Here is a 21,515-nt window from a genome sequence, read left to right as displayed (position 1 = left end):
AAGATCTAATTAATTATTTTTTCTTCCGTTGATTGTCTCAAATAATTCCAACGCATTTCCGTCAGTTAAAAGTGAAACATAATGACAAATATGAAGCAAACGCTCGTATAAATTTCCTTTGTCTAAATGATGCTTTTCCGGCAGCATTTTCAAAATCAATTTATCATAGTTTGAAGCAGTTCCATCATATTTGTTGTTGAACGCTGTTATGAATTTATCCAGCAAAGTCTGTATAATTTGATAGCCAACAATTTCTTTCTCGATTACTTCACGGCTTTGATAAATTTTCTCAACACTTAAATTGATAATATCATTCATCTGAGCCTTATACTTACTTTTATCGGTTAAGGCAAACGGAAATTCTCCACGCAGAATTGCTTCTTCATTTTCAATAAAAACATCAACAGCATCATTGATCAAAGCACCAATTGCCAAAGCACGTAAATAACTGATTCTGTCTTCTTTTGTTTCTAACAACTTATATTTAGCAACTCCAATATTATCTTTTACCAATTTTATAAGATATTCTAAAGCATAATCCTCGGAAACCAAGCCTAAGTTTATACCGTCTTCAAAATCGATAATAGTATAGCAAATATCATCTGCAGCTTCAACTAAATACGCTAACGGATGTCTTTCAAAACCAATATCACCATCTTCTTTATTGGCGATCATTCCCATATCATTAGCTACTTCTTCAAAGAATGCTTTATCAGTCTGAAAGAAACCATATTTTTTATCTGCAATGTTATTTGTTGGTTTTTTAGGAAGGCTTTCTTTTGGATATTTCATAAAAGCCCCTAAAGTGGCATATGAAATTCTAAGCCCGCCTTCAATTCCAGGACGACTTGCCGTAAGAACCGAAAATCCATTGGCATTTCCTTCAAAATCTATTAAATCCTGCCATTGTTTTGCAGTCAGCTTATCTTTGTACTTCAGTCCATTTCCAATGGAAAAATATTCTCCAATTGCTTTTTCACCCGAATGTCCAAAAGGAGGATTCCCAATATCGTGCGCCAACGAAGCCGCGGCCACAATCGCTCCAAAATCATTCATATGGTAGCCATGAATTTCTTTTAAGTAAGGATATTTCTCCAAAATTTTTTTCCCAACTAAACGTCCTAAAGAACGCCCAACAACCGAAACTTCCAAACTGTGCGTTAATCTCGTGTGAACGAAATCTGTTTTAGAAAGCGGAATAACCTGGGTTTTATCCTGCAAAGATCGAAACGCAGCCGAAAATATAATTCGGTCATAATCTACCTCAAAACCTAATCGTGTATCATCTTGTTCTACACGTAATCTTTTGCTAGTGTCGCCTTGGCGTTTTAGTGATAAAAGTTGTTCCCAGTTCATTTTTTATTTTAGATTTCAGATTGTTGATTTTAGATTTAGGATCTAAACGTCAAAATTACATTTTATTTTAGGACTTTTCTAAAGATACTAATTCAAGATGTTCTTTTATTTGTTCTTCTAGTTTTGACTTTACAACTACAAAAGTTTGAGAATTTTTATCATGCAAGCCTAAGGCACGTCCTCTTAAAAAAGTCAATGCTTCAAAAGGTAAAATACGCAATAAGGTTCGAGCTAATATGGTCACTACGGTTGGTTTTGAACCGTCTTCCATTACAACAATTGTTTTAGTGAAATATTTCGCTGGAGATCTTGCAAGAAATGTCTCTGTTATTCCAAAATACACAAAACTAATAACACTCCAGAACAAGTAACGTTCGATCATATCAAATGAAGCTATTCCTTTTGCAATCTCAGAAATATTTATAAAAGTTATTGCCAGCCTAACAATAATCAGTTTTACTATACCATCAATAATAAAGTTTAAAAACCGTTTTTGTTTTGATGCTAATAAATAATTCGAGATTTCAAAACCTTCATTTTTCATTTTTATTCCTGATTTAAAAAGCTAAAAATACATTTTATTTTATGATTTTTCAGCCATTAAAACTCCAATGCCGTGCTATGCTTAATTTCTCCCATTACAAAAATACTATTCGTATTTCCGATGTTTTCAATCGTTGACAATTTATTCATTACAAAATCCTGATAACTAGCCATATCTTTCACTAAAATTTTCAGCATAAAATCATAATCTCCGGCAATATTATAACATTCTATAATTTCAGGAAGCGCTACAATATCTTTCACAAAATTGCTTCCCACGTTTTTTGCATGCTCTTTTAATCGCACATTACAAAAAACTGTCATTCCACGATTCATTTTATTCTTGTCAAGCAAAGCCACATATTTGGTAATATATCCGTCTCTTTCTAACCTTTTTATACGCTCATAAACTGGCGTTACAGTAAGAAATAATTTACTGGCAAGGTCTTTTGTGTTGATATTTGAGTTTTCCTGAAGGTGTTTCAGAATCAATAAGTCGGTTTTATCCAGGTTTTCCATAGTAATTTTTACGGCTAAAGGTTCTTTATAAAGATTTTCACAGTATTATAATCTTCAAAAATCAACTTTTAAAAGACTATTTACTTAAATAATGGTCAAATATAAGTTATAAAATCTAATACAATAAATTTGTTCAGTAAAAAATACTGAATCAAAAATGAAAACAAATAATTTAGGTTACCCAAGAATTGGAAGCAACAGAGAACTAAAAAAAGCCTCAGAATTGTATTGGGCAGGAAAAATTTCTGTAGAAGAATTAATCGAAACCGGAAAAGACATTCGTCGCAGAAACTGGCATTTGCAATTAGAAGCAGGAGTTGATTTGATTCCGTCTAATGATTTTTCTTTTTACGATCAGGTGCTGGATTTGACTTTGACTGTTGGAGCAATTCCACAACGTTATCAGGAATTTGCCAAAACAAATTCTGCTATCGATTTGTATTTTGCAATGGCAAGAGGCGCGCAAAAAGACGGACAGGATGTTGTGGCAATGGAAATGACAAAATGGTTCGACACCAACTATCACTACATTGTTCCTGAATTCACAAAGGACCAAAAATTCGAATTGTTTTCTGAAAAAATAATCAATGAATTCAAAGAAGCAAATACGTTAAAAATTGCTACAAAACCAGTTTTGATTGGACCAATCTCTTATTTGCTTTTAGGAAAAGAAAAAGAAGAAGGTTTTCACCGAATTGATCTTATCGACAAATTACTTCCTGTTTATTTCGAAATTTTCGAAAAGTTACAAGCAGAAAGTGTAGAATATATTCAACTAGATGAGCCATTTTTAGCTTTAAATTTAACGGACAAAGAGCGTAATACTTTCACGGAAGTGTACAATGAAATCAATATTCGTTTTCCAAAAATTAAAATCATTTTAGCCAATTATTTTGATTGCTTCGGAGAAAATTTGGCAACTGCATTGGCTTTGCCTGTTGATACTTTCCATTTAGATTTGGTACGTTGTCCTTCTCAATTAGATGACATTTTAGAATCGGGACAATTGGCATCAAATGTAAAGCTGTCTTTAGGAGTTGTTGACGGAAGAAATATCTGGAAAAATGATTTTAAAAAATCATTAGAATTAATCCAAAAAGCAATTGATGCTTTGGGTGAAAACAGAATTTTAGTAGCACCGTCTTGTTCTTTAATTCACAGTCCATGCGACTTGGATTTAGAAACTAACGATGCAACCTTAACTCCGGAAATCAAACAATGGCTGGCTTTTGCTAAACAGAAAATCAACGAATTAGTCGTCTTAAAACAATTAGCTTCCGGTGAAATCGATGTTAAAAACTCTGTTGATTTTGAAAGAAACGTAATCGCAAATGACAATCGTAAAACTTCAAAATTAATTCACAATAATGAAGTTAAAACACGTGTCGCCGGAATTACAGCTTCTGATGACAAACGTAAAAGCACTTTTGCAACAAGAAGAAAAAGCCAGATTGACGCTTTAGATTTACCTTTATTTCCAACAACCACAATTGGTTCTTTCCCTCAAACAGCTGAAGTGAGAAGCTGGAGAGCGAAATTCAAAAAAGGAGAATTAACTACAGAACAATACAACGATTTAATCGAAAAAGAAACCGAAGCTACGATTCGTTTTCAGGAAGAAACCGGAATTGATGTATTGGTTCATGGAGAATTCGAACGTAATGATATGGTGGAATATTTTGGCGAGCAATTGGCTGGATTTACGTTCACCAAAAATGGCTGGGTTCAAAGTTACGGAAGCCGTTGCGTGAAACCTCCTGTTATCTATGGCGACGTTTCAAGACCAAATCCAATGACGGTAAAATGGTCGAAATATGCACAATCCTTAACTCCAAAATGGGTAAAAGGAATGTTGACTGGTCCGGTAACTATTTTACAATGGTCGTTTGTTCGTAACGATCAGCCACGTTCTGAAACTTGTACTCAAATTGCATTGGCAATTCGTGATGAAGTGGTAGATCTTGAAAAAGCCGGAATCAAAATTATTCAAATTGATGAACCTGCTATCCGTGAAGGTTTGCCTTTAAGAAAAGAAGAATGGGCAAATTATCTGGATTGGGCTGTAAAAGCATTTCGAATTTCTGCATCAGGGGTTCAGGACGACACACAAATTCATACCCATATGTGTTACAGCGAATTCAACGATATCATTCAGAATATTGCTGATATGGATGCTGATGTTATCACAATTGAATGTTCTCGCTCGCAAATGGAACTTTTAGATGCTTTTGCCAACTTTAAATATCCAAACGAAATTGGACCTGGAGTTTATGATATTCACTCGCCACGTGTGCCTTCAAGTGCCGAAATGGTTCGTTTACTAGAAAAAGCTTCAGCTGTTATTCCGGTAGATCAATTATGGGTAAATCCGGATTGCGGTTTAAAAACCCGTCATTGGGATGAAACCAAAAAAGCTTTGATCGAAATGGTTGCCGCCGCTCAGGAAATGCGAGCTGCCGTTGAAAACGGAGTGACTGCCTAATTTTATCTTATTATATTTTTGTTTTTTAGTGTCAACAAGTGGAATCGAAAATTCTTGTAGTTATGATTTAATTTCGATTTCACTTCTGTTGGCATTATTTTTTTTAGAAGCAGAAATTTTCATTTTCAAAACACGTTCAGTCCCGCTATCCGCTATATCTGCTGTGGTGAACCCCACCACAACAGGATATCGCTTCTATCGGGGCTAAATAAGATTTTTTAGTTTTCATAAGATTTTAGATAGGTACAAAAAAGCATCCGCCGCGGCGGATGCTTTTTCAAAATTGAAATATATTTTCAGATTAGAAATTTTTGGAAACTCCTACAGAAAATGCCTGACCAAAAGTGAAACTAAAATTTTTGAATTCATCTCCATTTCCGTTATTCCCGTCATAGTTAAATGTATTGTAACCAATACCTCCAATATTAAAATTCAAACCAAATCCTTTACCTACATTAATTAAAATTGCCGGAGTAACTCCAATATAAAAACCGTCTCCTTGATTTGTTGATGATATTGATCCTGTTGTATTTGTTGATTTACTATTTTGATAACCAACTCCTAAATCAGCATAAGCAGAAAAAGTTTGATTCAATGGTTTTGAGTAACGCAAAAAACCTCCCACTGAATAAATGTTTGATTTAGACTCATTACTATTATTTTTTACTTCTTGTTTTGAAGTACCAACTGTTCCTTCAATACCAGCAGTCCAGTTTTCATGAAACTGATATCCTACTTTTGGCGAAAAAGAAAAAAGAGTCGATTGAGTCTCTAAGTCAGAATTTGATGCATTTTGAGAATGGTATTCAATACTTCCCATAACTAATACAGACCCTTTTTGGGCATTTGCAAAGCTAACTATAGCCAACGCAAGAATAACTAGAATTTTTTTCATAAGTGATATTTAAAATTTTACTATATTTTAACAAGAACAATGCCAACTATATTAACATTTTAAATACCAGATAAATACTATTTTAATATTTTAACACTTACTCACAAATAATTCATATTACTCAGGAAAATTATCAAAAAAATAAAACCGACACCGTACTAATTATTGCAAAAAAAAGCATCCGCCGCGGCGGATGCTTTTAAAAAATTGAATATAAAATCTAAGATTAGAAATTTTTAGAAACTCCAATATTAAATGTTCTACCAAAATTAAAATCGAAGTTTTTGTATTCTGGACCGTTGTTTTCGTAGTTTATTGTACCGTAGCTTAAACCTCCAATATTAAAGTTTAAACCAAAACCTTTTTTCATATTAATGAAAAGTGCAGGTGTTACACCAACATACATACCGTCACCTTCATAAGTTGAAGTGATAGGTCCTTCATAAATTTTATCTTTTTCACTTTGATAACCTAAACCTAATTCTGCAAAGAATGAGAAAGTTGGATTCAATGGCATAGTGTAACGTAAAAATGCACCTAATTTAGTAGTATTAAATTTCTCTTCGTTTACTCCTTGTTTTGTTTTAGAAGAACCAAAAGAAGCTTCACCTCCAACTGTCCAATTATCGTGAAATTGGTAACCTACTTTAGGAGAAAAGTCAAATTCATTGTCTTTTACTTCGTTATTAGCAAGAGTTCTTGTTTCTGAAGAATAACCAACACTTCCACCTACTAAAATTGTTCCTTTTTGAGCGTTTGCAAAACTGCAGATAGCCAATGCAGCCATCACTAAAATTTTTTTCATAATTTGGGTTTTATTTTATTTAGCAATCCTTTAACAATAACAATGCCGTCAATACTGGGATTTTTAATTTTTTTAGGAATACTTTAAAAGATAAATTTTAGCAATCGAGACTATTTCTGTTTACTTTTGTAGCAAATAAAAAGTCATGTCGATAGAAGTAAACAGTATATCAAAAAGTTACGGAGAGCAAAAAGCTTTAAACGAAATTTCCTTTAAAATTGAGAAGGGAGAAATCGTTGGATTTCTTGGCCCAAATGGAGCAGGAAAATCTACTTTAATGAAAATTTTGACTACTTATTTATTGGCAGATAGCGGCTCAGCCCTTGTAAATAGTCACGATGTCATGACAAATGCGAAAGCAGTGCAGCAATCTATAGGCTACCTGCCGGAACATAATCCGTTGTATTTGGATTTGTATGTTCGTGAGTATTTGGCTTTTAATGCCGATGTTTACAAAGTGCCAAAGTCAAGAATTGAAGAAGTAATTCAACTGACAGGACTGTCAGCTGAAAGTCATAAAAAAATAGGACAATTGTCTAAAGGATACCGCCAGCGTGTGGGACTTGCCAACGCCTTATTGCATAATCCTGACGTTTTAATTTTGGATGAACCAACTACAGGTCTGGATCCGAATCAGTTAATGGAAATTCGAAATGTGATTAAAAATGTTGGAAAAGATAAAACGGTTTTTCTGTCAACACACATCATGCAGGAAGTAGAAGCCATTTGTGATCGTGTCATTATTATTGACAAAGGACAAATCGTTGCAGATAAAAAATTAGATCATTTAGTATCTGAAGACAAACAACAAGTTATCGAAGTTGAATTTGATTATCAGGTTGAAGAACAGCTTTTAGCAAAACTCGAAAATATTGTTTCGTACATAAATACACATGACATGACGTGGGAACTAACTTTTGTCGCAGACAAAGATATGCGCCCTTCTATTTTTGATTTTGCCAATGAAAATGGTTTAAAAACATTACAATTGAATCAGAAGAATAAAAATCTGGAAGCTGTTTTTAGAGAGATTACTAAATAATTCTTAGTCTCAGTTCCAGTTTAAATATAAAAGCTCGTTTAAAATATTAAACGAGCTTTTTCTATTGCATTACTTATTTAAACAAGCCCTTCTCTCCTATCTCATTCAGGAATAACTCAGAAATTTTAAAAAACACTACCAACTAATTCTCAATGAATTAAAAATTAATTACAATTTTTAACTTTATTTTTATTTAGACTTATTATAAATAGTTATATATTTGAACTTTCAAACTTTAAATGCCATATCATGTTATCAGCACTTTATTCTAAAACCAAATACTATTTTTCTCTTCTTACACATTGGCAACAGTGTTTAGAAAATCTTTCTAATAAACTAGAGAAAATTGTATTACAATAAAAGATTAAGTAAAGAAGAACAGGAAAATGAAGCATATTATAACCTCAATAATGATGGCCTTTTCGGTTTATGGTTATTCACAGACAGAAAAAGAAACTGATAGTGTTGTAGAAACATCCATTAATGTTTTAGACGAAATTGTTATCACTAAAAAGAAAGTACTTTATACACAAAAGTCAGATAAAATGGTTTTTAACGTAGAAAATAGCATTGTTTCTGAAGGCGGAACTGCACTTGATGTATTAAGTCGGGCCCCTGGTGTAGTTGTTTCTCAGGACGGGGAATTATCTATAAGAGGGCAGCAAGGTGTTGGTGTAATGATAAACGGTAAATTAACACAGCTTTCGCAGAAAGAATTAGCTAATTATTTGAAATCAACAACCTCATCTAATATCAAGCAAATAGAAGTGATTACAAATCCTTCCTCAAAATATGATGCAACAGGAAAAGCCGGAATTATAAATATTATATTAAAGAAACCCAACTCAGACGGCTTAAAAGGAACTGTTTTTACCAATTATGCAAGAGGTCGAAAAAACAGAACGAACTCTGGATTAAACTTGAGTTACAATAAAGACAAATTTGGTGTTTTTGGTAACTACAGTTATACTTTTAGGGGCGAAGAAGAACGTAAAGAATTCAATCAAATTCAATATACGGATATTACAAGACAAGAGATCGCAACAAAAAATTATCAAAATTCAATTACAGATGAGCCATTAACTTCAAATAATTTTAAAATTGGAACAACTTATGAAGTTTCCCCAAAAACAAATTTAGAGATTTATATCGATGCAAAAATTGGACGTTATGAAAACATTGCTGACGGCCGAAATACATTAGTCAACGGCTTAGATCAACTGCTTTTTGATGCTTCAACTTATAATGACAGCAAAGAAAAATGGAATGATTACACTTATAGTTTTTCCGGAGTTCACAAATTTAATACTGAAGGAAAAAACATGTCTTTTGATTTTGAATACGAAACTTCAAAATTTAGATCGAATCAATTTCAGAGTGCTCAAAATATAGCTCCTTCAAATGCCGCAGCAATTAATGACCGCAGGGGCTTTATTCCTTCTCAATTGAAAGTTTTTACTGGAAAAGTGGATTTTATAAATCCGTTAAAAGAAAAACAATCTCTTGAATGGGGCTTTAAAACAAGTCTCAAAAACAACGACAATCCTTCTGTGTACGAATATTACGATAACAATGAATGGCTTATAGATCCAAATTCAACTAATCATTTTGAATATAAAGAGCAAATTTATGCCGGGTATGCGAACTATAAATATCAACTCGAAAAGCTTTCTATTCAGGGAGGTATAAGAACCGAATATACTGCTATAAATATTGCGCAAAAAACTTTAAGTGAAGAACATAAGAGTGATTATTTAAAATGGTTTCCTAGTATTTCAATGAATACCAACTTAGTGCCGATCATGCTATGCATGCTTCTTACAGTAAAAGAATTAACAGACCAAGCCAGTTTGATTTGAATCCATTTCGATTTTATGACGATTCCTTTAATTATTCTCAGGGAAATCCAAATTTAATACCTGAAATCACACACACGGCAGAAGTTGGATATGCATGGAAAAGTAACTTTATGGCTTCATTATACTTTAGTCAGACGAAAGATGTTTTTACAGAAATTTACGCCTATAATCCGGAAAATAATACCACTGTAACTTCGCAAATTAATGTTGACAAATCGTATAATTATGGTTTAAATATTACCAATACAGCCGAATTTAATAAGTGGTGGTCCCTAAATACTCTTTTCAATGTTTTTGAAAATAAGTTTATGGGGAATGTTCTAAATTCTGCTACAATAAATCCTATTGCAACTTTAAATTTAAGTCTCCAAAACTCTTTTACAATTACAGATAGCTGGAAAGCCGAAGTTAACGGGCAATACCAATCTAAATCTAATCTTGGAATTTATGAGCGTGATGCTTTCTTTGATTTAAGTATCGGGATTTCGAAACAAATTTTAGCCAGCAAAGGCAATATAAAATTGAATGTCACTGACGTTTTCAATACCAATAATTTCAATATCAATTCTGTTACAGGACAAACCAGTATCAACAAAAGATATGATCTTGACAACCGAATTGCAACTATCGCATTTACTTATCGAATATAAGCCTTGTTTACTATTTTGATTCTTGTTTTTTTGTTTTTTTTTGATGTTAGTAAAGAGCCTGTCTGTTCAACAGGCTCTTTCATTTTTATAAAATCTAACTTTCAAAAAATCTATTTGCACTAAATAGGTTTTACTAACCTTTGATTGCCTATTTTTTCTTTTTCTTTCTTCCCCACCAAATGTAAAAACCTGTAAGAGGCAAGCTGGCGCAAATTAAACTGGCTGTAAAATAAATAATCTTAGTTGGTAATCCGCCAATAGCTCCAACGTGCAGACTGTAATTGGAACGGCTTAACCAATCGTGAAATTTTTCATTTCCGATATATTTTCTTGAATTAGGAAGCAGTTCTAATGTTTTGGAATTAAAATATAAATCTCTCCAATTACCATTTTTCATATCTGTACAAGCGTAAAAATCATCATTGGGTTCATCTGGAAAATTAATAATAACTGCTTCTTTATTTTCTTTTGCTATTTCTTTCCGAACTTTATTAAATATAATATCTGATGCAGTCAACATATCATATTTAGGTTTAGAAAGACTATCAGTTTTAACTTCTGCTACAACTTCCTTTTTTACTTCTTCATTAGTAAAACCTCCCGTTATCCAGTACGTACTTTCTCTTACCCAATGAAAACTCATTATCAATCCGGTTAACGCAATTAAGAAAGCTAAAATGAGAGAATAAAATCCTAATACGTTATGTAAATCATAATTAAGTCGCTTAAAACGGGCATTCCATTTAATTTTGAAACTACTGTTAATATTTGTTTTATTCCACTTTTTTGGAAACCATAAAATTATACCGCTGATTAAAAGAAAAAAGAAAATTAAAGTCGCCCAGGACGTTATGGTTGTTCCAAGTTCTTCCCCAAGCCATAAATAGCGATGCCCTTCATCAATTTCATGAAAAAAATCTTCATGATCTACCATTCCGGTTATTTTTCCGTTATAAGGATTTACATAAATCAAAGAATCTGATTCAATATCAACTTTTATTGTTTTATCTAAACCATTATACCATAAGCCGTGAATCTCTTTTTCCGGTAAAGCTTTTTTTACCTCACCATAGATCTTAGAAGGCGGTAAAATTTTATCGGCACTTTGAGCTTCTACATTTAACCAGGGTGAAGTCATTGCTTTTATTTCTTGTTCAAAAACCAAAATACAGCCTGTAATGCCCATTATAAGAACAACAATTCCAGAAGCCAATCCAAGCCATAAATGAAGCCAGGCGTTAATTTTGCTAAAGCGGGATTTGTTTTTTTGTTTTGTTTTAGAAAATTTTTCAGTGATAACAGACATTATAAAATTCTTAATATTTCACCAGTAATGAAATTGTTATTATTAAAAAACCATATAAACAATATCAATAAAGACATTGCTTATATGGTTATAAAGTTAAAAACAAAAAGTTTTGATTATTTTGTTGTTGCAGCCGGTGTTGTGTGCGACAATTTGGTAATTGCAGGAATATCCGTTCCACCACCAGTTACTTTTGCTCCGGCAGTAGCAACTCCTGTTTCTATATTAACTTTATATATACGAACTTCTTCATTCGTTACAAAAGCTTTATAAGCATTACCATCTTCATAGTATAAACTTCCAATACCAAAGTAATTATCACCAGCGTGTCCAGGCAATCCAGTTACCGGAGTTATTTTCTTAGACGGTAAATCTATAATGGCAGATTTAAATTTAAATGAATAGTGACGTAAGAATCCCCACTCCAAAGTATCATCTGCAGTTGGAAGATAAACAATAAATGCTTTCTCTCCCCCAAGCGGATAAGCAGCAAGCACTTTACCACCTAAAGAACTAGCCTGAATATCAAAGAAATAAGAAGAATCAAATTCAGTTTGACCTTTGTTAATTCTCAAAATTCCTGAATTAACAGTTGTAGATGGAGCACTGTAACCTCCTGCTTTTGCGTTTGAAGAGAAAGTATAAACATTTCCTGATTCAGTACGAATAATACCTGTATTAGTATAATACATACCCGCTGCAGTAGTACGTGCATCTTCGATTCTCTTAACGAATGTCAAAGAAGGATAATCATAAACTCTAATATAAGCTTTCGCCTGATCTATAGCCCAATTATCACTTGCGTCTCTATTAAAAACGGTAACGAATACTTTATCTCCAACAACAGTTACACCAGTAGGAAAGTCAAAACGTCCTGTAGTTGTTCCAAAATCATTGAATTTACGATTAGTAATCAACTGTTTCACAGGATCATAAACAATTAATTCGTTATTTGAACTTGCACCTTCCCATGACGCACCAACAATTAATAATTTATTATCGTCTGTAACACCGTAAGCATAAGGAGATTCGATCAAAACGCGTGTTCCTGCAATTAATTGACCCGCAGCATTTAAAGAATAAGGTGCTGCACCTTCTGCTTCACTATCCAATGCAAACATCGTATTAGCAATAGGAATATACGAACCACCTTGCTCGATTCCTTTTCCAGTCATGTCAATTGTTCCAGTCATTAAATCGTTTAATGAGCCAAAACTCCACATATAATTTTCATTCCATGTATCAGTTTGGTAACCAATTACATACTTATTAACAACAACTGGTTCCGGAGTAACAACTTCAGGTTCTTTAACTGGAGAATCATCGCTACTGCATGAAAATAGAGTAACAGACATTAGCATAATAGCTAATAGATTTTTAATTTTAATTGTTTTCATAATATTTAGTTTAATTATTTATTAGTCTGTCACAGGACAGATTGAGAATTGATTTTAATTTTTATTTGATTACATAAAGAAATAGCGCAGTTTTAGCGTAAACGATCTTCCCGGTTTTTGTACACTGAAATAATCGTAAAGTTTAACGTCTGTAAAATCAAAGCATTCTACGGCAATGTTATAGCGGCCGTTTTTAAGTGAATAGGCTACAGATGCAGAATAGTAAAGCTGTTCAGGAATTTCTTTTTTATTTGTCTCTCCAAGATTTGGACTTCTTAAGTAATAACTCGCTGAGTAATTTGCCATTAAATTAACAGTAAGGAAGTCATCGTCAAATTTAATTTTCCTGAAGTTGAACCCTAAATTGGCATTTCCGTAAAAAATTGGAACATTAGGAAGTTGTGTATCATACAAATAATTAATTTGATTAGTATCCGGAGAAATGGTTGAATCTTTATTAAGTGTTTTTTGGTAAGTTGCATTGGCATCAAAAAACAACCAATCTTTATAACCATAATGAACAACTCCATCAAATCCGGTTACCTGTATATTTTTAAAATTAACAGCTTTTCTTTTAAACTGATTAGATTGATCTATTCTAAACTGTATAAAATCATTGGCTTTTCTATAGATGAAATTCCCCTCTACTCCAAAAGAGTGCACTGAAAATATTTTTTTATAAGAAAACCCAAAATTAAAATTATCACTGGTTTCTTGCTGAAGATTAGGACTTGGACTAACCGTAAGTCCATCTCCTAACAACTCTAAAGATGAAGGAAGTCTATAAGCATGCTCGAAAGATGTTTTAACCTGAAGCTCTTCAGGAATTAAAAAATAAGCCGCTGCGGAACCGTATCCAAAATTGTTAAACGAAGGATTTACTTTTTGTTCTGAAGTGGTTCCTGCGTCTGTTATTACTTCTCCTTTTAAATCAATTATTTTCCCAAAGACGTTAAAAGACAGTCTTTTTTCAAGCGCCGACAAACTATAGGAGAATCCAACTATGTTTTTATTTAAAAAAGGTTTTGTTGGAGTATCTGTAGTTATGTATTCATTATCCTCAGTTCGCTTATATCCAATATAGGTATAATTTAAACCAAAGGAGTGATTTTGATTTAGATCGTATTTAAGATTAGCATTACTTTGCAGTGATTTTATATCAAATACCATTAAAGTTTTAACCTGATTAATTTCTCCGGAAGTAAAATATCCTGGGGTTTCTCGCTCTCCTCTCCATGTAAATCTTCTTGATGAAGTATCTACTTTTCGTTCTTCTGCTACATTATAAGATGCATTCCAGGTTGCGGTTAACCCCTTGGTAAATAAGTTTGCTTTTTTATACTTTAAAGAAGCCACCAAATTTTGACTGTCTTCAAAAGCAGCTCCTACAACTCTATACATCGTTGGTCCTTGCTGAATTTCTTTTTTATTTGCACTTCCGGTTACGCCTACCAACAAATAATCTGCATATTTTTTATCTTTTACTCCCACTTCGGCTATTACAGTTCCTTGTTTATATCCATCATGAAAATGCTTAAGTTCCTCTGGCGGACCAAAAACTCCTGTCATAGGATCTGGAATTTGACCTTCAACTTTATAACTGTTATCAGAATAATTAAAAAAAGCATTTAAATTAGTTACGAAACCATTTTTACTTGTAAAACGTGTATTTAAAGCGGCTTTGTGAGTATTAAAAGAGCCATAGCTATAAGAAGCATCAATATATCTTCTGGCACTCTTATTTGTAATAATATTTACTGCACCTCCTAATGCGTCACCTCCTAATTCGATTGGCACAACTCCCTTGTAAACATCAATTCTTTCTGCCATGTTAGTTGGAATATTATTTAATGTAAAAGAGGATCCATAATTATCTAAAGGAATTCCGTCCATAAAAAATTTCACCTGATCTCCGGAAAAACCATTCAATGAAAAATTAAAAGCAGATCCCATTCCTCCTGTCTCTCTAACACGAACACCTGTTGTTCTGTTTAAGACCTGATTTAAATCAGAAGAAGTATTGTACAATTGTTTCAAATCAACCGCAGTAATATTAAAGGCCTCTTCTTTTACTCTTTGTACCTTAGATTTTCCTTTTACCTGAACCTCTTCCAGAGCAGCCATATCTTCATCAATACTTATTGTCGCAGCGGTCTGATTAGATTGCAGCTTAATTTTTGTTTGTTTTGGTTTATATCCAACATAAGTAACCGACAACACGTAATCACCTGGCTCAGCGTTTAGTTCATATTCGCCCTTTTCATTTGTCAATGCTGAATAACCAGTCCCCTTTAGTGCCACTGAAACACTTTCGGCAGGCTGGCCATTTTGTGTTAAAACAACTCCATTTAATTTTACTTTGCTTTTTTGTGAGAAACCCTGAATCGAAGCTAAAAGAACCAATATCAGGATTAATAGTTTTTTTATATGCATTATTTTAAAATTGATTGAGATAAAATTTTGCACAAAAATAGGCGCTACAAAGAGCTTTTCCAAAACTATTTTTAATTATTCTAAATAAAGACAATTATTAACTTTTAAAAACACATATTCGCAAAAAAGTTTTTATTTTTTAAGATATAATTAAATCTAACTTAAGATTTGCTTAATATTTTGAATCTAATAAGTTAAAAAGCAATGTTCAATTTTAAGAAAAAGTAGTTTTTTGTCATAAAAAAGCCGTTTACAATGTAAACGGCTTTTCAAAAATTTCTTGCTTTATCTTAAATTTCCAGATCCAAAATAGTTTCTTTCATTTCTTCAATTACGATTTTAATATCTTCTTCTGCTGTACGCCAGTTCACAAATGACGCTCGTATTCCTTTTCGATTTTGGTAAACTGTTGGTGTCATGAATACTTTTCCTTTATCATTTAGAAGTGTCAAAAACGCGCTTACTTTTTCCTGATTGTGCTTTCCTTTCAAAGTAAAGCAAACATTATTAAGTCGGATTGGAGCCAGCAATTCGAAATTATCGTCTTCGATCAATTCATTTCCAAAATGTAATGCCAGTGCAGCACTGTTTTCAACAATATCCTGAAATCCTTCTTTACCATAAGCCAATAAGGAAAACCAAACCGGCAACGCTCTTAAACGTCTTGAATTTTCAGGCACTACATTCAGGTAATTAAAATTCTCCAACGGATTCCCCAAATAAGGTGCATTCGAATTCTGAAAAGTTTCTATTTGTAAATTTGTATGTTCTTTTTTAATCAAATAAAAAGCACTTTCATAAGGTACGTTTAGCCATTTATGACAATCTATTGTAATACTGTCTGCTCCTTCCCAACCTTCAACAAAATGTTTGAATTTATTCGAAACCGCAGCAAATCCTCCAAAAGCAGCGTCAATATGCCACCAGAAATTGTATTTATCTTTCAGTTTTGCGATGGCTTCAAAATCATCAAAATCAGCTGTATTGACAGTTCCTGCACTTGAAATCAAAACAAAAGGCTTTCCGTTTAAATTTTGAATATTTTTTTCTAAATCATCAATATCAATGGCCTCACGATTACCTTCAATTGTTTTGATTGTAGTGAAGTTATTACTTCCAATTCCTAACATCGCCAATGATTTTATGGATGAAGAATGTGGTGTTGCTGTCAATATATTGATTGATTCTGAAATTCCGTTCTTAGCAAAATCTTTTCCAAATTGTTTTCCAAACCACTGTCTTGCAACGCCTAAACAAGTAAAATTCGACATGGTTGCTCCGGTTACAAATCCGCCTAAAAAAGAATCCGGCAATTGTAATAATTGAAGCAGTAAATTAATTGTTTCAAATTCTATTAAAGCAGAAACTCCCCCTTGTGCTTTTATCGCCTGTGTATTTTGGTCATAAACTGTAGCCAGCCAATCACCCACAATTGAAGCCGGCGTTGATCCGCCTGTTACAAATCCCCAATATCTCGGCCCTGGTGAGCTGACCAATAAAGGAGCTAATCTTTCATTAAATTCTTCTAACGCAGCCAATGAACCCAAACCTAATTCGTTCAGTTCTCTCGTTGGATCAATTGAATTTTTAGTAGACGTTGGAACGTTTTCAAGATTGTTCAAAAAATCTATTCCTTGTTGTTTTGTTCTGTCAAGAATAGTCGACAGATTATTTAAATCGCTTTTTAATATTGAATTCATTACGTATAATTTGAAGTAATTGAAATTTTATTTACCATTTGGTCTTTTCAGAAAATCGCGAAATCATCATCGAACAAATCAAATCGCCGTTTACGTTTAATAAAGTCGCAATTGGATCAACTAATGTTCCCAAGATCATGGCAACTGGCAAAGCTTGTTCCATTGGCAGTCCGTAAACGGTTATCGCTAAAACTTCTCCTATATAACCTCCATTCGGAATTCCGCCTTCGACAATCGAAACGATTACAGTAATTCCTAAAGCCAAAAGTATCGTTGAAGGTTCTGTAAAATCTTTTCCAAACATGGCAAAAAGAACCGTTATTTTTAAAATAGAAGACATACTCGATCCGTCTTTATGCAAAGGAGCCCCAAGCGGAATAACCAAATTGCGAACATGTTTTGGTATGTTCATTTTTTCGGCTGCTTCCAAATTTGCAGGAATGGTGGCAATACTGCTGCAGGTCCCAACTGCCGTTAAAGCAGGGGTAATGTTGTTACTCCAAAATACTTTAAAAGCTCTTTTCCCACCGGCAACCAAAGCGTACAAACTAAAAAATACAAAGAAATAAAAAGTACAAGCGCCGTAATAAACTCCGAGCGGTTTAGCATAAACACCAAATAACTGCGGTCCAAAAACGCCAACCTGATAGGCAAAATAAGCACCCAAACCAATTGGCGCCAATTTCATAATCATATTCAAAAGCTGCTTCATAACTTCATTTCCTGAGTCCAGAAAACTTCTGAAAGCACTTCCTTTTTCTCCCGACTGCAAACTGGCAAATCCAATCAAAAAAGAAAATATAATCAACGCCAACATACTTTTTCGGGACAATAATTCGAAGAAATCATTTACGGTCAGCAATTGCGCTATTTGATCTCCGATACTTCCTGATTGCATATTTTCTATCGGAACTTTAGAAATGATGATATTTTGATGAATAGGAAAAAGATAAACTGCAAAAATCATGACAATTGCAGAAATAAGGATGGTCGCCAGAAAAACGGCGATCATAATAATAAACAATTTTCCCAATTTTTCTGTTCGTTCTAAATTGGCAATAGAAGAAGCAATTGTGAAAAATATAAGTGGAATAATGGCTGTAAAAAGTAAGTTTAGGAAAATATCTCCAAGTGGTTTTATAACCAAGACATCTTTACCATAAAATAACCCTAAAATACTTCCGAGAATAATACCGCCTAGAAGTAATAAAATGCTACTATAACTTTTGAGAAAATTGATTTTTTTAACCTCCATATTATAAAAAGTATTAGGATTTGCCGAAATCGAAACCTGAAATAAGAATCAATTAAATTACTCAAAAAAAGAGTTCAAAAAACTATTTTTCCAAAACAATCGTAGTAAAATCCCGATCGACCAATTCGCCTGTTTTCGTTTTGACCTTTTCGGTTAAAGTCTCTTTGTATAAGATTTTAAAAGCTGTTTTTTGGACTAATTGCTCCACTTTTTCAGTGCTATAAAGTTCAAATTCGAATTTGGTAAAAGGCAATTGTTTCATAAAACTTTCTTCTGCAAAAGTGATGCAGAATAGGCCATTTGGTTTTAAAACTCGGTATATTTCTGAAAGTAACTTTTCTGGTTCCTGCCAGAAATAAATGGTATTAACCGTGAATATTTTATCAAAAAAAACTTCTTGAAACGGAATTATATTTCCTTCATAAAGCGAAAAGAAAGCTTGTTTTTGAGAGACAAAATTTCTGTTGATTTGGCGCGCTTCCTGAAACATTAATTCAGACATTTCGAGTCCGTAATATTTCAGGTTTTCGGCTTGTTCGAATATAAATTCGACATGTCCTGCGTTTCCATGACCTAATTCTAAAATAGCATTTCCTGCTTTTATATTTAGATTTTGAACAGAATGACGCGTCATGTTGATGTTAGTTTCATTCATCATGTTGGCCATTTCTATCCCTTTTTCTCCTGTTGGATGTTTTAACTGGGAGGCGATTGCTTGTAATTCTTCTTTTTCCATAAAACTAAAATTAAATTCCAATTAAAAAATTCCAAATTCCAAACTTATTTGTAATTGCGAGGAACAAAGCAACCACACTAACTGTCTCAACATCATGTTTGTCATTCCGATTTCTATGATAAAACCAAATCTTTTTGATAAGGGATTTGGTTTTTTATTACCGCAAAAACTCGATGGATTATTTTATTTCTCACAGCGTTTAAAACGCTCATTTTATTCTTTCCTTCATCAACTTTTCTAATGTAGTATGTTCTTAAATCATTATCTGATCGGACCGCACTCATCGCTGCCAGATGCAGAATAGTTTTTAGATTTTTATCAGCAAGCATTGATACTCCAGGCCTTCTTTTTAATGATGTTCCAGATTGAAAATCAAAAGGAACTACTCCACTGTAACATGCCATTTTCCTAGGATCAGTTATAGTTGTGAATCCTTCTGTTTTTGACAACAATGTCCATGATAAAACCTGACCTACTCCAGGAACAGATTTAATCAATTTCTGTTGTTGATTAAGACTCTCTTGGTTTTGGATTATATTTTCAATATCATTTTCTATTATCTTAATTTGGACGTCAATATCTTTAATAAGCTTAATATTTAAGTCTTTTAGCTGTTTATCTAAGCCAATACTTTTCATGAGTTTGTAATCATGCTGCTGCACTATTAGCTGCTTTTTAATCTTTATTCTTGAAGCTCTTTCGGTTAATAGTATTTTTATCTTTTTAATCGAACAAGAACCTGGCTTCCATTCTCTGCTTTCCTGATGATTTTTTTCGATGAAATTACAAATGCGAAGAGCATCAATTTTATCATTTTTACCTCTAACAAGTCCTATACTTTTTTTGATATGTAAAGCTGATATTACATAAACTTTAAAATCAAATTTTTCAAGCACTTCAAACAGATTCCAATTATATCTGCCTGTGTTTTCCATAGCTATAATTACCTTTTCTCCCGAGTAGCTTTTCAAGAAACGTTTAATAACAGGTACTTTATTTTCAATGGAAAAGTAGCTTACTGTCTCATTTTTAATACAGATATCTAAAGTCTTACTGCTGATATCAATGCCAATAATAATGTTTTTCATAACTTTGCTTTTACGATTCAACAAATGATTTGAGAAATTCATCATAAGCTCAACTCCTTGATAACGGGTCTCTAGCCCAAATTTCTATCTGAGTCTTTGATGAAAGGGAAGCGAAAGTCTTAATCAAGATATGAGTCACAAACTCAGAGGAACGAATAGTTTACTTTTGCTTCCTTTCTCAATCATAAATTTAATTAAATTTCAAAAAGCAAATCTAAAGGAGGGACGAGGAATCCCCGCGAGAAACTCTACAAAGCAATTCGACAATCATTGTCGAGCTACTTACGGGGATTCCTCGTCCCTCGGAATGACATACTGTGAGTTATTACAGTATATTTAAGCAAAAAAACTCTTAAAAAATCTGACTCGCGATCTGGCGAATATTCTCAGATTTACCCATTGAATAATAGTGCAAAACCGGAACTCCCGCTGCTTTTAGTTCAAGAGATTGCTGAATCGCCCACTCGATTCCGACTTGTTTGATTTCAGCATTATTTTTACATTTATCAACAGCATCAATTAAATCTTCCGGTAAATCGATTCTGAAAATCTGTGGCAAAATCTGTAAATGTCTTTGAACAGCAATTGGCTTAATTCCAGGGATAATCGGAATTGTGATACCTATTTCTCTTGCTTTTGCTACAAATTCAAAATATTTAGCATTGTCAAAAAACATTTGTGTCACCACATAATCAGCACCTGCATCTACTTTTTCTTTCAATCGCTTTAAATCCGATTGTAACGAAGGAGATTCTAAATGTTTCTCCGGATAACCTGCAACACCAATACAAAAATCAGCTTTGTTGTCGATATCCATTACTTCATGCAGATATTTTCCGCAATTTAAATTGTTGATTTGTTTTACCAAATCTATAGCAAAATGGTTACCTCCAACTTTAGGAACAAAAGATTGTTCGTCTTTCATGGCATCGCCACGAAGCGCCATTACATTAGTAATTCCCAAATATTGACAATCAACCAGCATGTATTCTGTTTCTTCCTGAGTGAAGCCTCCGCAAAGCAAATGCGGCACAGTATCTACATTGTATTTGTGTTTTATAGAAGCGCAGATTCCAAGCGTTCCAGGACGCATACGAGTCAATTTTTTATCTAAAAGTCCGTTTCCTTTATCAATATAAATATACTCTTCGCGAGAAGTCGTTACATCAATAAACGGCGGTTTAAACTCCATCAACGGATCAATATTATCGTATAATTCCTGAATACTTTTCCCTTTTTGAGGCGGAATAAGTTCAAATGAGAATAAGGTATTTCCTTTGGCGTTTTCTATATGTTCTGTTACTTTCATTATTTAAGTTATGAGTTATGAATTATGAGTTTTGAGTTATTTGTGTAAAAAATCTGAATCAAAAAACATAATCAAATAATCTTATTTTGTTTCACGTTTCAAGTTTCAAGTTTCACGTTGCTTTAGAGAACCTTAAACTT

General features: G+C 33.1%; 15 protein-coding genes and 1 pseudogene. 3 read left to right on the top strand and 13 right to left on the bottom strand.

Annotated elements, in window-relative coordinates:
- Nucleotides 1-9: 9 nt before the first annotated feature.
- The 3 genes from AC3ITQ_RS07610 to AC3ITQ_RS07600 form a co-directional block, all read right to left on the bottom strand.
- Nucleotides 10-1,356 carry a deoxyguanosinetriphosphate triphosphohydrolase gene (locus tag AC3ITQ_RS07610; RefSeq protein ID WP_489237769.1) on the bottom strand — a complete coding sequence of 449 codons (1,347 nt, stop codon included), beginning with the start codon at nucleotides 1,354-1,356 and terminating at the stop codon, nucleotides 10-12.
- Between the two features lie 67 nt (nucleotides 1,357-1,423).
- On the bottom strand, nucleotides 1,424-1,900 hold the full coding sequence (locus AC3ITQ_RS07605) for an RDD family protein (protein ID WP_489237767.1): 477 nt from the start codon (nucleotides 1,898-1,900) through the stop codon (nucleotides 1,424-1,426).
- 56 nt (nucleotides 1,901-1,956) lie between these two features.
- On the bottom strand, nucleotides 1,957-2,418 hold the full coding sequence (locus AC3ITQ_RS07600) for an Lrp/AsnC family transcriptional regulator (RefSeq protein ID WP_056190279.1): 462 nt from the start codon (nucleotides 2,416-2,418) through the stop codon (nucleotides 1,957-1,959).
- A gap of 157 nt (nucleotides 2,419-2,575) precedes the next feature.
- On the opposite strand from AC3ITQ_RS07600, the gene metE reads away from it, so the two are divergent.
- Nucleotides 2,576-4,900 carry a 5-methyltetrahydropteroyltriglutamate--homocysteine S-methyltransferase gene (gene metE, locus AC3ITQ_RS07595; protein WP_489237765.1) on the top strand — a complete coding sequence of 775 codons (2,325 nt, stop codon included), beginning with the start codon at nucleotides 2,576-2,578 and terminating at the stop codon, nucleotides 4,898-4,900.
- Between the two features lie 301 nt (nucleotides 4,901-5,201).
- Here metE and AC3ITQ_RS07590 read toward each other — a convergent pair whose 3' ends face one another.
- Together AC3ITQ_RS07590 and AC3ITQ_RS07585 are read right to left on the bottom strand one after the other, a co-directional pair.
- Nucleotides 5,202-5,795 carry an outer membrane beta-barrel protein gene (locus AC3ITQ_RS07590; protein WP_489237763.1) on the bottom strand — a complete coding sequence of 198 codons (594 nt, stop codon included), beginning with the start codon at nucleotides 5,793-5,795 and terminating at the stop codon, nucleotides 5,202-5,204.
- A 226-nt stretch (nucleotides 5,796-6,021) separates the two neighbouring features.
- Nucleotides 6,022-6,600 carry an outer membrane beta-barrel protein gene (locus AC3ITQ_RS07585; RefSeq protein WP_489237761.1) on the bottom strand — a complete coding sequence of 193 codons (579 nt, stop codon included), beginning with the start codon at nucleotides 6,598-6,600 and terminating at the stop codon, nucleotides 6,022-6,024.
- Between the two features lie 145 nt (nucleotides 6,601-6,745).
- Between AC3ITQ_RS07585 and gldA the strand changes: the two genes are divergently transcribed.
- The gene (gene gldA, locus AC3ITQ_RS07580; RefSeq protein WP_489237759.1) at nucleotides 6,746-7,642 is read left to right on the top strand and encodes a gliding motility-associated ABC transporter ATP-binding subunit GldA; all 897 of its coding nucleotides are present in this window, start codon (nucleotides 6,746-6,748) and stop codon (nucleotides 7,640-7,642) included.
- 386 nt (nucleotides 7,643-8,028) lie between these two features.
- Nucleotides 8,029-10,151, top strand: a pseudogene (locus AC3ITQ_RS07575) (TonB-dependent receptor domain-containing protein).
- Nucleotides 10,152-10,299: 148 nt separating this feature from the next.
- Here AC3ITQ_RS07575 and AC3ITQ_RS07570 read toward each other — a convergent pair.
- The 8 genes from AC3ITQ_RS07570 to metF form a co-directional block, all read right to left on the bottom strand.
- A complete protein-coding gene (locus AC3ITQ_RS07570; protein WP_489237757.1) occupies nucleotides 10,300-11,457 on the bottom strand; it encodes a PepSY-associated TM helix domain-containing protein in 1,158 nt (385 codons plus the stop codon).
- Nucleotides 11,458-11,573: 116 nt separating this feature from the next.
- Complete coding sequence (locus AC3ITQ_RS07565) at nucleotides 11,574-12,854, bottom strand: DUF4374 domain-containing protein (protein ID WP_489237755.1); 1,281 nt, start codon at nucleotides 12,852-12,854, stop codon at nucleotides 11,574-11,576.
- Between the two features lie 69 nt (nucleotides 12,855-12,923).
- Entirely contained in the window at nucleotides 12,924-15,287 is a 2,364-nt protein-coding gene (locus AC3ITQ_RS07560; RefSeq protein ID WP_489237753.1) for a TonB-dependent receptor, read from the bottom strand.
- Between the two features lie 290 nt (nucleotides 15,288-15,577).
- Nucleotides 15,578-16,987: a pyridoxal phosphate-dependent decarboxylase family protein gene (locus tag AC3ITQ_RS07555; protein ID WP_489237751.1), complete on the bottom strand. Its 1,410-nt coding sequence runs from the start codon at nucleotides 16,985-16,987 to the stop codon at nucleotides 15,578-15,580.
- A 31-nt stretch (nucleotides 16,988-17,018) separates the two neighbouring features.
- Nucleotides 17,019-18,242 carry a dicarboxylate/amino acid:cation symporter gene (locus AC3ITQ_RS07550; RefSeq protein ID WP_489237749.1) on the bottom strand — a complete coding sequence of 408 codons (1,224 nt, stop codon included), beginning with the start codon at nucleotides 18,240-18,242 and terminating at the stop codon, nucleotides 17,019-17,021.
- 82 nt (nucleotides 18,243-18,324) lie between these two features.
- Nucleotides 18,325-18,978, bottom strand: coding sequence for a class I SAM-dependent methyltransferase (locus AC3ITQ_RS07545; protein ID WP_489237747.1), 654 nt, complete (start codon nucleotides 18,976-18,978; stop codon nucleotides 18,325-18,327).
- A 113-nt stretch (nucleotides 18,979-19,091) separates the two neighbouring features.
- Entirely contained in the window at nucleotides 19,092-20,066 is a 975-nt protein-coding gene (locus AC3ITQ_RS07540) for an IS110 family RNA-guided transposase (protein ID WP_489235457.1), read from the bottom strand.
- Between the two features lie 352 nt (nucleotides 20,067-20,418).
- Nucleotides 20,419-21,375: a methylenetetrahydrofolate reductase [NAD(P)H] gene (gene metF, locus AC3ITQ_RS07535; protein ID WP_489237745.1), complete on the bottom strand. Its 957-nt coding sequence runs from the start codon at nucleotides 21,373-21,375 to the stop codon at nucleotides 20,419-20,421.
- Between the last annotated feature and the right edge of the window lie 140 nt (nucleotides 21,376-21,515).

Source organism: Flavobacterium sp. KH_001 (assembly GCF_057840745.1).
Note: the sequence above shows the minus strand (reverse complement) of the source record. Positions and strands in the feature narration are given on the sequence as shown.

What these genes read in the sequence shown, in the direction of transcription:
- AC3ITQ_RS07610 (WP_489237769.1), bottom strand. Translation starts at nt 1,356, where the DNA reads ATGAACTGGGAACAACTTTTATCACTAAAACGCCAAGGCGACACTAGC.
- AC3ITQ_RS07605 (WP_489237767.1), bottom strand. Translation starts at nt 1,900, where the DNA reads ATGAAAAATGAAGGTTTTGAAATCTCGAATTATTTATTAGCATCAAAA.
- AC3ITQ_RS07600 (WP_056190279.1), bottom strand. Translation starts at nt 2,418, where the DNA reads ATGGAAAACCTGGATAAAACCGACTTATTGATTCTGAAACACCTTCAG.
- metE (WP_489237765.1), top strand. Translation starts at nt 2,576, where the DNA reads ATGAAAACAAATAATTTAGGTTACCCAAGAATTGGAAGCAACAGAGAA.
- AC3ITQ_RS07590 (WP_489237763.1), bottom strand. Translation starts at nt 5,795, where the DNA reads ATGAAAAAAATTCTAGTTATTCTTGCGTTGGCTATAGTTAGCTTTGCA.
- AC3ITQ_RS07585 (WP_489237761.1), bottom strand. Translation starts at nt 6,600, where the DNA reads ATGAAAAAAATTTTAGTGATGGCTGCATTGGCTATCTGCAGTTTTGCA.
- gldA (WP_489237759.1), top strand. Translation starts at nt 6,746, where the DNA reads ATGTCGATAGAAGTAAACAGTATATCAAAAAGTTACGGAGAGCAAAAA.
- AC3ITQ_RS07570 (WP_489237757.1), bottom strand. Translation starts at nt 11,457, where the DNA reads ATGTCTGTTATCACTGAAAAATTTTCTAAAACAAAACAAAAAAACAAA.
- AC3ITQ_RS07565 (WP_489237755.1), bottom strand. Translation starts at nt 12,854, where the DNA reads ATGAAAACAATTAAAATTAAAAATCTATTAGCTATTATGCTAATGTCT.
- AC3ITQ_RS07560 (WP_489237753.1), bottom strand. Translation starts at nt 15,287, where the DNA reads ATGCATATAAAAAAACTATTAATCCTGATATTGGTTCTTTTAGCTTCG.
- AC3ITQ_RS07555 (WP_489237751.1), bottom strand. Translation starts at nt 16,987, where the DNA reads ATGAATTCAATATTAAAAAGCGATTTAAATAATCTGTCGACTATTCTT.
- AC3ITQ_RS07550 (WP_489237749.1), bottom strand. Translation starts at nt 18,242, where the DNA reads ATGGAGGTTAAAAAAATCAATTTTCTCAAAAGTTATAGTAGCATTTTA.
- AC3ITQ_RS07545 (WP_489237747.1), bottom strand. Translation starts at nt 18,978, where the DNA reads ATGGAAAAAGAAGAATTACAAGCAATCGCCTCCCAGTTAAAACATCCA.
- AC3ITQ_RS07540 (WP_489235457.1), bottom strand. Translation starts at nt 20,066, where the DNA reads ATGAAAAACATTATTATTGGCATTGATATCAGCAGTAAGACTTTAGAT.
- metF (WP_489237745.1), bottom strand. Translation starts at nt 21,375, where the DNA reads ATGAAAGTAACAGAACATATAGAAAACGCCAAAGGAAATACCTTATTC.